Below are 11,969 nucleotides of genomic sequence, written 5' to 3'. Positions count from 1 at the left end.
CGCCCCGAGGTTGCTGCAGCCTATGCCGCCGCAGCCCCCGGCTCGACCAGTGCCACGATATCCATCATGATCGTGTTCAGCTGGAAATCCTTGGGCGTATAGACCCGCGTCACCCCCATGGCCAGCAGGCGCCGGGCGTCCTCGTCGGGGATGATGCCGCCGACGATCACCGGGATATGGCCCAGACCGGCGGCGCGGATCCGCTCCATCACCTCCTCGATCAGCGGCAGGTGGCTGCCCGACAGGATCGACAGACCCACGACATGCGCCTCGTCCTCGACCGCCTTGGCGACGATCTGTTCGGGGGTCATGCGGATGCCTTCATAGGTGATGTCCATGCCGCAGTCGCGGGCGCGGAAGGCGATCTGCTCGGCGCCGTTGGAATGGCCGTCGAGGCCCGGCTTGCCGACCACGAACTTCAGCCGCCGGCCGAGGCGGGTGCTGACCGCGTCCACCGCCTCGCGAATCTCCTCAAGCCCCTCGGTCCGGTTCGAGGGCGAGGACGACACGCCCGTCGGCCCGCGATATTCGCCATGCACGGCGCGCATCACGCCTGCCCATTCGCCGGTCGTCGCCCCCGCCTTCGCCGCCGCGATGGAATAGGGCATGATGTTCTCGCCCTTCTGCGCAGCCACGCGCAGCGCGGCGAGGGCGGCCTCGACGGCACCCTCGTCGCGCGCCCCCCGCCAGGCCTCGAGCCGGGAAATCTGGTCCTGCTCGACCGCCGGATCGACGACCATGATGCCGCCGTCGCCGGCCGTCAGCGGCGAGGCTTCGCCCTGCTGCCAGCGGTTCACGCCGACCACGACGGTCTCGCCCGCCTCGACCCGGTTCAGCCGCTCGGCATTCGATTCGACCAGCCGCGACTTCATGTAGTCGATGGCGGCGATCGCCCCACCCATGTCGTCAAGCAGCTTCAACTCGTCCCGCGCGCCGGTCTTCAGCTCCTCGACCCGGGCGGCGATCACCGGGTTGCCGTCGAACAGGTCGCCATATTCCAGAAGATCCGTCTCATAGGCCAGGATCTGCTGCATCCGCAGCGACCATTGCTGGTCCCAGGGCCGGGGCAGGCCAAGCGCCTCGTTCCAGGCCGGCAACTGCACGGCGCGGGCGCGGGCGTTCTTCGACAAGGTCACCGCCAGCGTCTCCAGCAGGATGCGATAGACGTTGTTTTCCGGCTGCTGCTCGGTCAGGCCAAGGCTGTTGACCTGCACGCCATAGCGGAAGCGGCGGAACTTCTCGTCCTCGATGCCGTAACGGTCGCGGGTGATCTCGTCCCACAGCTCGGTGAAGGCACGCATCTTGCACATCTCGGTGACAAAGCGGATGCCGGCATTCACGAAAAAGCTGATCCGCCCGACCATGGCCGGGAACTCATCCGCCGGCACCTTGCCCTTTAGGTCGTCCAGCACCGCGATGCCGGTGGCCAGCGCATAGGCCAGTTCCTGCTGCGGCGTCGCCCCGGCCTCCTGCAGGTGGTAGGAACAGACATTCATCGGGTTCCATTTCGGCAGATGCTCGCGCGTATAGGCGGCAACATCGGTGATCATCGCAAGGCTGGGCTTCGGCGGGCAGATATAGGTGCCGCGCGACAGGTATTCCTTGATCAGGTCGTTCTGGACCGTGCCCTGCAACTGGCCGACATCAGCACCCTGTTCCTCGGCCACGGCGATATACAGCGACAGAAGCCAGGGCGCAGTCGCGTTGATCGTCATCGAGGTGTTCATCTGCTCGAGCGGGATCTGGTCGAACAGCGCCCGCATGTCGCCAAGATGGCAGATGGGCACGCCGACCTTGCCGACCTCGCCGCGGGCCAGCACGTGATCGCTGTCATAGCCCGTCTGGGTCGGCAGATCGAAGGCCACCGACAGGCCGGTCTGCCCCTTGGACAGGTTGGTGCGATACAATTCGTTCGATTTCGCCGCCGTGGAATGTCCGGCATAGGTGCGAAACAGCCAGGGCTTGTCCTTCGAGGGGCTCGGGGAGGCGGCTTCGGTCATCTCTCGCTCCTGCATGTCGGTTGTAACTTTGTTACTGAGCCGCAGGGATAGGCGAAACATCCTGACCTTGTCAATTCGCTGCGCTGCGGCACGGCCCTGCCTCCCCTTGTCGTTTGCCACGGCTCGATTATCCTCGCCCGGGTTACAGGATCACGCGACGTTCCGGAGGTGAGTTCGTCAGAATGACTGCGCCGTTCTTCAATTATGCCCTCGAATCGCGACTGGCCTTCGTCGCCGTTTTCTTCATCGTCCTGCTGGCCTTCCTCGAGTTCGGGCTGCGGATCGGGCGCGGGCGCCGCGCCCGAAACGGCGAAAAGGCGGATGAAGGCGCGACCCTGGTCGTCGGCAGCATCCTTGGCCTTCTGGCCTTCGTGCTGGCGCTGAACCTGTCCAATGCCAGTTCGCGCTTCGATCGCCGCATCAACGCGACGCTGGAAGAGGTCAATGCGATCGGCACGGCCCTGATGCAGGCATCGGCCATCGCCGAAGGCGGCCCCGACGGCATCGCGGCGAAGCTGAAGACCTATCTCGAGATTCGCCATGCCTATGCCGGCGCCAGCCGAGAGCCCGGGGAACTGGCCCGTATCGCCGCCGAGACACAGAAGCTGCAGGGCGAAATCTGGGCACAGCTGAGCAGCCTCGTTGCCGAACGGCCGGCGCCTGACGTGGTTTCGCTGATGAACGCCATCAATGCCGCCTTCGATTCCTCGACCGCGATGCAGCTGGCGATGGAATACCGCATGCCCGAGCAGGTGATCTGGCTGCTGCTGGTCATGAGCGGTCTCGGCATTGCCGCCGTCGGCTATCAGTTCGGGCTTACCGGGCGGCGCGGGCGCGGTCCGGGGATCGTGCTGTCGGTCTTGTGGTGCGTGATCGTCACCGAAATCATGGACATCGGCTCGGCCCGCATCTGGACCTTCCGCACCGACACGCGAATCTACGAATGGGCGTTGGACGGTCTGGAAAACCCCGCGGCAGCCGAAGATTGAGGCAGGATCGCCGCGCTGCGGCAGGCGCATTGAACTTTCGGACAGATTATTACAAATTCAACTTCGCTGTGGTTGCAATGTTGCGCCGCGCATCGTAGGACGAGCCAATCTCCGCGGCGATTCTGCGCCGCGGCAAGACGCAAGGAGAAGCTGATGGCCCTCGACGCCCCGACCCCGATCGCGCCCTATGACGCGCCCGAAAAGGACCTCTACAATATGGGCGAGATGCCGCCCCTGGGCTATGTTCCGAAATCGATGCACGCCTGGGCGATCCGCCGCGAACGGCATGGCGAGCCGGACAAGGCCATGCAGCTTGAGGTCGTCGACACGCCCCAGATCGACAGCAACGAGGTGCTGGTCCTGGTGATGGCGGCCGGCGTCAACTACAACGGCATCTGGGCCGGCCTCGGCCAGCCGATCAGCCCCTTCGACGGCCATGGCGCGCCCTATCACATCGCCGGCTCGGATGCGGCAGGCATCGTCTGGGCGGTGGGCGAGAAGGTCAAGCGCTGGAAGGTCGGCGACGAGGTCGTGATCCATTGCAACCAGGACGATGGCGACGACGAGGAATGCAATGGCGGCGATCCGATGTATTCGCCGACGCAGCGGATCTGGGGCTACGAGACGCCGGATGGCAGCTTTGCCCAGTTCACCCGCGTTCAGGCCCAGCAGCTGATGCCGCGCCCGCGCCACCTGACCTGGGAGGAATCGGCCTGCTACACGCTGACGCTGGCCACCGCCTACCGGATGCTGTTCGGGCATGAACCGCACGAGCTGAAACCGGGCCATAACGTGCTGGTCTGGGGCGCTTCGGGCGGGCTTGGTTCCTACGCGATCCAGCTGATCAACGCGGCGGGTGGCAATGCCATCGGCGTCATCAGCGAAGAGGACAAGCGCGATTTCGTCATGGGCCTGGGCGCCAAGGGCGTCATCAACCGCAAGGAGTTCAACTGCTGGGGCCAGCTGCCCAAGGTCAACACGCAGGAATACAAGGACTGGTTCAACGAGGTCCGCAAGTTCGGCAAGGCGATCTGGGATATCACCGGCAAGGGCAACAACGTCGACATCGTCTTCGAGCATCCGGGCGAGGCGACCTTCCCCGTCTCGACCTTCGTCTGCAAGAAGGGCGGCATGGTGGTGATCTGCGCCGGCACCACCGGGTTCAACTGCACCTTCGACGTGCGCTATCTGTGGATGCACCAGAAGCGCGTGCAGGGCAGCCATTTCGCGCATCTGAAACAGGCCAGCGCCGCCAACAAGCTGATGCTGGAACGCCGCCTCGACCCCTGCATGTCCGAGGTCTTTCCCTGGGCCGAAATCCCGCAGGCGCATATGAAGATGTACAAGAACCAGCACAAGCCGGGGAACATGGCGGTGCTGGTGCAGGCGCCGACCACCGGGCTGCGCACCTTCGAGGACGCGCTGGAGGCCGGTCGCGGCTGAGACCTGTCCGGATCAGACCTAAAGATGATCCGAAAGCCCGTCGGACTGGCGGGCTTTCGTCATTCTGCCCGTTTTTCCGTCTTTTCTGCCCGATTCACCGTCATGGGCTATTCAAACTGCCGAATTTGAGGGCTAAGCGGAGGGTCGATTCCCACGATGGAGTGAACCCGTGCCCCAGATAGATGACAAACTGGCCCCGATTTACGAGGAGGTCCTGCGCCGCAATGCCGGCGAAGCCGAGTTCCATCAGGCCGTCCGCGAAGTGCTGGAAAGCCTTGGCCGGGTCGTGGCGAAACGCCCCGAATATCTTGAAAGCTCGCTGATCGAGCGGCTGTGCGAACCCGAGCGGCAGATCATCTTCCGCGTGCCTTGGACCGACGACCAGAACAAGGTCCATATCAACCGCGGCTTCCGGGTGCAGTTTTCCTCGGCCATGGGCCCCTACAAGGGTGGGCTGCGCTTTCATCCTTCGGTGAATGTCGGAATCATCAAGTTCCTGGGCTTCGAGCAGACCTTCAAGAACGCGCTGACCGGCCTGCCCATCGGCGGCGGCAAGGGCGGCTCGGATTTCGATCCCAAGGGTCGATCGGAGGCCGAAGTCATGCGCTTCTGCCAGAGCTTCATGAGCGAGCTTTATCGCCATATCGGCGAATATACCGACGTGCCGGCCGGCGACATGGGCGTGGGCGCGCGCGAAATCGGCTATATGTTCGGTCAGTACAAGCGCCTGACCAACCGCTACGAGGCCGGCGTGCTGACCGGCAAGGGGCTGTTCTACGGTGGCTCGCTGGCCCGGAAAGAGGCCACCGGCTACGGCAACACCTACTTCACCCGCGCCATGCTGCAAACCGACGGCAATGACTTCGACGGCAAGACCGTCGTCGTCTCGGGCTCGGGCAATGTCGCCATCTACACCATCGAGAAGGTGCAGGAATTCGGCGGCAAGGTCATCGCCTGCTCGGACAGTTCGGGCTATATCGTGGACGAAAACGGCCTCGATCTGGAACTGGTCCAGCAGATCAAGGAGGTCCGCCGCGGCCGCATCTCGGAATATGCGCGCCTCAAGGGCGAGGGCAGCGGCGCCTATTACGTCAAGTCCGCCGATGGCTCGATCTGGGATGTGCCATGCCAGGTGGCGATGCCCTCGGCGACCCAGAACGAACTGACCGGCAAGGATGCCAAGACGCTGATCAAGAACGGCGTTCTGGCCGTGGGCGAAGGCGCGAACATGCCCTGCACCCCCGAGGCGATCCGCGCCTTCCAGCAGGCCGGCGTCAAGTTCGGCCCCGGCAAGGCGGCCAATGCCGGCGGCGTCGCCACCTCGGCGCTGGAGATGCAGCAGAACGCCTCGCGCGACCGCTGGACCTTCGAGAAGACCGAGACCAAGCTGGCCGACATCATGCGCGACATCCATGACAGCTGCTATGCCACGGCCGAGGAATACGGCGCGCCCGGCGACTATGTGGCCGGCGCGAATATCGCCGGCTTCATCCGCGTGGCCGAGCCGATGCTGGCTTTCGGCGTGATCTGAACCCGGCCCCGTCCCGGCAGGGGCCGGGATGGGCAAAGCAACAGGCCGCGGCGGCTCAGCCCGCCGTGGCCCGCAGCAGGCGCCGCCTTGCGGGTGGAATGGCGCGGATCTCGACCCCGGTGAAGACATGCATGGTGCGCAGCGAGGAATCGACCACCGCATGATCGCTGACCCAGCCGCCCATCGCCAGATAACTGCGCAAAAGCGGCGGCATCGAGGCCATGGCGCGCTTGGGATCGGGCTTGCGCAGCCGCAATGCGCGGGCAAAGCGGAACACCTTCGGTGCCTTGACGCGCGGCAGCCAGCGGCGCGGGGCCAGGTGTCGTTCCTTCAGCATGGCGAAGGCTTCGGCATGTGCCTCGGGCTCGGTGCCCACGAAGCTCGAGCAGCCGAACAGCATCTCGACACCGGCCTCGTCGACATAGCGCGTCATCGCCGCCCAGGCGCAGCGGATGATGTCGGCATCGCGCCATTCGGGATGGATGCAGAAACGCCCCATCTCGACCATCGGCCCGTCAAAGGCTTCCAGCGCCTTGAGGTTGTAGAACTGGGCGGAATAGCTGCGCGCGATCTCGGCCCCGCCGGACAGCGGCAGAAAGCGATAGCAGCAGACCAGCCTGCCGGTCGCGACCTCCTCGATCAGCATGTGATGGCATTCCGCGTCCAGCGCATCCGCATCGCGCAGGGCGCCGTCATCGGCAACCCCGTTGCGCGCGATGAAGCACAGCCAGCGCAGGCGCTGTGCTGCGCTGACATCGGCTTCGGTCTCGGCCAGCCTGGCCTGATACCGGCCTCGCCTGAATGGTTGCATGGGACGGCACCTCGTTCAGCAACGGCACCACTTTATGGGAATGTTGTATCGGATTTGCGAATACGCAATGGGATGAATAGGCGAAATGCCGGGTCTCCTGACCCGTTCGCCCCCGAAAAGGCCGCGCCAGCCCGTTTTCGGCGCCCCGGATACCGGTCGGCACATGTGTATGGTCGCCGCGCCGCCTCGCTGTTGACCTTTCCCGGGTGCAGGCGTTAACCCACAGCTTGTCAGTCAGGAAGCCAGATATGAACCTTTTCACCGATCTTCGCGGGGTTGTCGTCGATGCGCTCGGCCAGATGGCGCAGGCGGGCGAACTGCCCGCCGGTCTCGACTACGCCAATGTCGCGGTCGAGCCACCGCGCGATCCGGCCCATGGCGACATGGCCACCAATGCCGCGATGGTGCTGGCCAAGCCTGCGGGGATGAAGCCACGCGAGATCGCCGACCGGCTGGCCGCCCGTCTGACCGACGACCGCATCGCCGCGGCCGAGGTTGCCGGTCCGGGCTTCCTGAACCTGCGCCTGTCACCCTCGGTCTGGCGGGGCGTCATCGCCGCTGCCCTGCGCGGCGGCAGCGATTTCGGCCGCTCGGCCATCGGCGCGGACCAGAAGGTCAATGTCGAATTCGTCAGCGCGAACCCCACCGGCCCGATGCATGTGGGTCACGTGCGCGGCGCAGTCTTCGGCGACGCATTGGCCAATCTGCTGTCCTTCTCGGGCCATGACGTGACCCGCGAATACTATATCAATGACGGCGGCGCCCAGGTCGATGTTCTGGCGCGTTCCGCGTATGAGCGCTATCGCGAGGCCAACGGGCTGGAGCCTGCGATCCGCGAGGGCCTTTATCCCGGCGACTATCTGATCCCGGTCGGCGAGGCGCTGAAGGCGAAATACGGCACCAGCCTTCTGGACCGCCCGGAAGCAGACTGGCTGGCCGAGATCCGCGAATTCGCCACCGAGGCGATGCTGGCCGAGATCCGGCGGGATCTGGCCGCGCTTGGCGTTCGCATGGATCTCTATTCCAGCGAGAAGGCGCTTTACGGCACCGGCCGCATCGAGGCGGCCATCGCGCAGCTGGAAGGCGCCGGGCTGATCTATCGCGGCGTGCTGGAGCCGCCCAAGGGCAAGCTGCCCGAGGATTGGGAGGCGCGCGAGCAGCTTCTGTTCCGCTCATCCGAATTCGGCGACGACGTGGACCGGCCGATCCAGAAATCCGACGGGGCCTGGACCTATTTCGCCCCCGATATCGCCTATCACTGGGACAAGATCGATCGCGGCTTCGATCAGCTGATCGACGTTTTCGGCGCCGATCACGGCGGCTATGTCAAGCGCATGAACGCGGCGGTGAAGGCGCTGTCGAACGGGCGCGTGCCGCTGGACATCAAGCTGATCCAGCTGGTCAAGCTGTTCAAGAACGGCGAGCCCTTCAAGATGTCCAAGCGCGCCGGCACCTTCGTCACCCTGCGCGATGTCGTGGACGAGGCGGGCGCCGACGTGACCCGCTTCATCATGCTGACCCGCAAGAACGATGCGACGCTGGATTTCGACTTTGCCAAGGTGCTGGAACAGTCCAAGGACAACCCGGTCTGGTATGTGCAATATGCCAGCGCGCGCATCCATTCGGTGCTGCGCCGGGCGACCCAGGCCGGCATCGACGTCTCGGACAAGGCGCTTCTGGCCGCCGATCTGGCAAAAATTTCGCATCCGGCAGAGCTTGACCTGGCCCGGAAAGTTGCCGAATGGCCACGCCTCGTCGAGCATGCCGCCCGCGCGCATGAGCCGCACCGGGTCGCATTTTTCCTTTACGAAATCGCATCCGAGCTGCATTCGCTGTGGAACCGGGGCAATGACGACGCCACGCTGCGCTTTGTCCAGGATGGCGATTCGGCAACGACGCAAGCAAAAATCGCGCTGGCCCGGGCGGTTGGCGTTGTCATTTCATCCGGTCTCGCTATCCTTGGCGTCACTCCGGCCGAGGAAATGCGCTGATCCAAACAAGTGCCCCGCCGGACGTAACGAGCAGTCAACGGTAAACCGGGTCAACCGGCAGGCAGGCAGGCAATGGCAGTGATGGATTTCCGCGAAGGCGGTTATGTATTCTCGCGTCACAAGGTGCGGCGCGAATTCTCTTACGATCAGGGCGGCTGGGAGGATGACCGGCCCGACCAGGACCAAAGCCGATTCGCGGCGGATCCTGACGGCGCCGACAGCTTTTCGGCCCGGATCGCACGGCTGACCCATTACCTTGGCGCCCTGGCTTCGGTCGCGCTGATGGTCGGGCTGCTGGCCTGGGGCTGGCAACTGGTGTCGCGCGATGTCTCGGGCGTGCCGGTCATCAAGGCGATCGAGGGCGAGGCCCGCTCGGCCCCCGAGGATCCGGGTGGCGAGCTGACCAGCTATACCGGCTATGCGGTCAATGACGTGGCCGAGGGGGTCGAACCGGAACCCGCCGCGCAGGTCGCGATCGCGCCCATGGCGACCGATCTGACCGAAGAGGATGTGGCGATGGGGCGGCTGGGCGCGGTCGCGCATGAACCGGCCAACCCTTCCGAGGTGCCGCTCAGCTTCGATGGCGAGCCGATCATGCCCATGTCCGACAGCGAGGCCCGCGCGCTGGCCGAAGCCCAGGCCGCTGCCTCGGCCGAGGCCGAGCGGCTGGCGATGGCTGCCAGCGACGTGGCCCAGGCCTCGATCATCGACGCCCCCGCATCCGAGGGGCCGGTCAACGCGGTGGTGACCGACGAGTTCGGCGAACCGGCCCAGACCGACGCCATCACCGCCGCGCTGATCGAGGCGCAGGCGGCGGCCAATCCGGGCATCATCAGCACCTCCTCGCGCCCGGCGCCCCGGCCGCGCAGCCTGCGCATCGCCGCGGCCGTGACCCAGCAGGCAGGCGACGCCCGCCCCGCCGCCGCCGCCCCGGCCGGACGCCCGGCAGCCGCACCCGTCGCAGCCTCCAGCGCCAGCGGCCCGCTGGTCCAGATCGGCGCCTTCGACAGCAACGCCCTCGCCGCCGGCGAATGGAACCGCCTGTCGGGAAAATTCGGCGCGCTCTTCTCGGGCAAGGGGCAGGTGATCCAGCAGCATCAGGCCAACAGCCGCACCTTCTGGCGCCTGCGCGTCGCCGGTTTCGACTCGATCGGCGAAGCGCGCCAGTTCTGCGCGGCGCTGAAATCGGGCGGCACGGACTGCCTCGCCCTGTCGCAATAATGGCGCCCAATGCCACGATCCTCGGCGGCATCGCCGGGACCGCACTGACCGGGGCCGAGCGGGATTTCTTCCGCGCGGCCGACCCTTGGGGCTTCATCCTCTTCGCCCGCAATATCGACAACCCCGACCAGCTGCGCCGCCTGACCGGCGACCTGCGCGCGGCGGTGGGCCGTGACGCCGTCATCACCGTCGATCAGGAGGGCGGTCGGGTCCAGCGCCTGCGCGCCCCGCATTGGGCGGAATGGCCCGCACCGCTGGATCAGGCGACGGCCGGGGCGCGGGCGATGTGGCTGCGCTACCATCTGATCGGGCAGGAGTTACGCGACGCGGGCATCGATTCCGATTGCGCGCCGACGCTGGATATCGCCCGATCCGACACCCATCCCTTCCTGCGGAACCGCTGCCTTGGCAGCGATCCCGCGCGCGTGGCCGAACTCGGCCGCGCCGCCGCCGACGGCCTGCTGGCCGCGGGCGTGCTGCCGGTGATGAAACACCTGCCCGGCCATGGCCGCGCCATCGCCGACAGCCATCACGACCTGCCCGTGGTGACCGCCACCCTGGCCGATCTCGAGGCGCTGGATTTCGCCCCCTTCCGGGCGCTGAACGACCTGCCGATGGGCATGACCGCCCATATCCGCTTCACCGCGCTGGACGATGCACCCGCCACCGCCTCGCCCCGCATGATCGCCCTGATCCGCGACCGGATCGGCTTCGACGGCCTCCTGATGACCGACGACATCACCATGAGGGCGCTTTCGGGCTCCGAGGCCGACCGCGCCGCCACAGCGCTCAAGGCCGGCTGCGACCTGGTCCTGCATTGCAATGGCAGCATCGCCAGCATGGAACCTGTGGTCGCCGCGGCCGGCCCGATGACCGCTGCGGCACTGCGCCGCGCCGCGGCCGCGCAGCAGTTGCGCCATCCGCCGCAGGATCACGACCGCAGCGCCCTCCTGGCCGAATGGCGCCGCCTCACCGCGTCGGCAACCGCCTGACCCTTTCTTCTTCACGAAAATATCCCGCGGGGGTCCGGGGGCGCGAAGCCCCCGGCGGTCGCGGGACGCAGGCCCCCCGCTCGCCCCGGCAGCTTGACTTGCGCGGCAGTTGCGCAGACCCTGTCCGCCAGCATCCAGCGGAGGCCAAGTGGCGCATCCCACACCCGACGTGCCCTATCTGAAGCCCGTCCCCGATGACGGGGCGACGGCCGATCCTTTCGATGCCGGCGCGGTGGCACAGCGCCGGGCCGAGGAATCGCTGATCGTCGATGTCGATGGCTATGAAGGCCCGCTCGACCTGCTGCTGACGCTGGCGCGGACCCAGAAGGTCGACCTGATGACGATCTCGGTCCTGCGGCTGGCCGAACAGTACCTGACCTTCGTCGAGCAGGCCCGCAAGCTCAGGATCGAACTGGCCGCCGATTATCTGGTCATGGCCGCCTGGCTGGCCTTCCTGAAATCGCGGCTGCTGCTGCCGCCCGACCCCGAGGCCGAGGGTCCCTCGGCCGAGGACATGGCAGCGCATCTGGCCTTCCAGCTCGAACGCCTGCAGGCGATGCGGCAGGCGGCGGCGCAGCTGATGGGCCGCGACCGGCTGGGGATCAGCCGCTTCCAGCGCGGCGCACCCGAAACCGTGGCCCGCAAGCGGCGCACCGAATGGCAGGCCGGGCTGATCGACCTGATGCGCGCCTATGCCCGGCTGAAGACCAAGGACGAGTTCCGCCCCTATGCCTTCGAGCGGCGGAACATCTATTCGATGGAACAGGCGCTGGACCGGATGCGCAGGATCATCGGCTTTGCCGGCGACTGGACCGACCTGTCCGACTTTCTGCCCGATGGCTGGGAAAGCGATGGCAAGCGCCGCCGCTCGGCCACCGCCGCGACCTTTGCCGCCTCGCTGGAACTTGCGCGCCAGGGCCGGTTGGAGATACGTCAGTCCGACAGCTTCGCGCCCATCAGTTTCAGACGCCGCCCCACAACCGACCATTGA

The 11,969-nt window shown here is 66.2% G+C and carries 9 protein-coding genes; 7 read left to right on the top strand and 2 right to left on the bottom strand.

From position 1 onward, the window contains the following. Positions 1–20: 20 nt before the first annotated feature. Complete coding sequence (locus KNW02_RS01580) at positions 21–2,000, bottom strand: protein meaA (RefSeq protein ID WP_216031505.1); 1,980 nt, start codon at positions 1,998–2,000, stop codon at positions 21–23. 182 nt (positions 2,001–2,182) lie between these two features. Between KNW02_RS01580 and KNW02_RS01575 the strand changes: the two genes are divergently transcribed. The 3 genes from KNW02_RS01575 to gdhA all read left to right on the top strand — a co-directional run bounded on the left by KNW02_RS01575 (position 2,183) and on the right by gdhA (position 5,963). Next, positions 2,183–2,989: a hypothetical protein gene (locus tag KNW02_RS01575; protein ID WP_216031504.1), complete on the top strand. Its 807-nt coding sequence runs from the start codon at positions 2,183–2,185 to the stop codon at positions 2,987–2,989. Between the two features lie 153 nt (positions 2,990–3,142). After that, positions 3,143–4,432, top strand: a complete 1,290-nt coding sequence (ccrA, locus tag KNW02_RS01570) for a crotonyl-CoA carboxylase/reductase (protein WP_216031503.1) — start codon at positions 3,143–3,145, stop codon at positions 4,430–4,432. A 169-nt stretch (positions 4,433–4,601) separates the two neighbouring features. Continuing rightward, positions 4,602–5,963, top strand: coding sequence for an NADP-specific glutamate dehydrogenase (gdhA, locus tag KNW02_RS01565; protein ID WP_216031502.1), 1,362 nt, complete (start codon positions 4,602–4,604; stop codon positions 5,961–5,963). A 55-nt stretch (positions 5,964–6,018) separates the two neighbouring features. Here the strand turns inward: gdhA and KNW02_RS01560 are convergent, their stop codons facing one another. Then, a complete protein-coding gene (locus KNW02_RS01560) occupies positions 6,019–6,774 on the bottom strand; it encodes a GNAT family N-acetyltransferase (protein ID WP_216031501.1) in 756 nt (251 codons plus the stop codon). 248 nt (positions 6,775–7,022) lie between these two features. Between KNW02_RS01560 and argS the strand changes: the two genes are divergently transcribed. From argS to KNW02_RS01540, 4 genes are all read left to right on the top strand, one after another. Next, positions 7,023–8,765, top strand: a complete 1,743-nt coding sequence (argS, locus tag KNW02_RS01555; protein WP_216031500.1) for an arginine--tRNA ligase — start codon at positions 7,023–7,025, stop codon at positions 8,763–8,765. Between the two features lie 72 nt (positions 8,766–8,837). After that, positions 8,838–9,986, top strand: a complete 1,149-nt coding sequence (locus tag KNW02_RS01550) for an SPOR domain-containing protein (protein WP_216031499.1) — start codon at positions 8,838–8,840, stop codon at positions 9,984–9,986. Next, positions 9,986–10,978, top strand: a complete 993-nt coding sequence (nagZ, locus tag KNW02_RS01545) for a beta-N-acetylhexosaminidase (protein ID WP_216031498.1) — start codon at positions 9,986–9,988, stop codon at positions 10,976–10,978. The genes KNW02_RS01550 and nagZ overlap by 1 nt, the downstream gene beginning before the upstream one ends. A 178-nt stretch (positions 10,979–11,156) precedes the next feature. Continuing rightward, the gene (locus tag KNW02_RS01540) at positions 11,157–11,969 is read left to right on the top strand and encodes a segregation and condensation protein A (protein WP_216031706.1); all 813 of its coding nucleotides are present in this window, start codon (positions 11,157–11,159) and stop codon (positions 11,967–11,969) included.

It is taken from the genome of Paracoccus marinaquae (assembly GCF_018860165.1).
GTDB lineage: Bacteria > Pseudomonadota > Alphaproteobacteria > Rhodobacterales > Rhodobacteraceae > Paracoccus > Paracoccus marinaquae.
The sequence above is the reverse complement of the archived record's forward strand: the minus strand, read 5'-3'. Positions and strand labels throughout refer to the sequence as shown.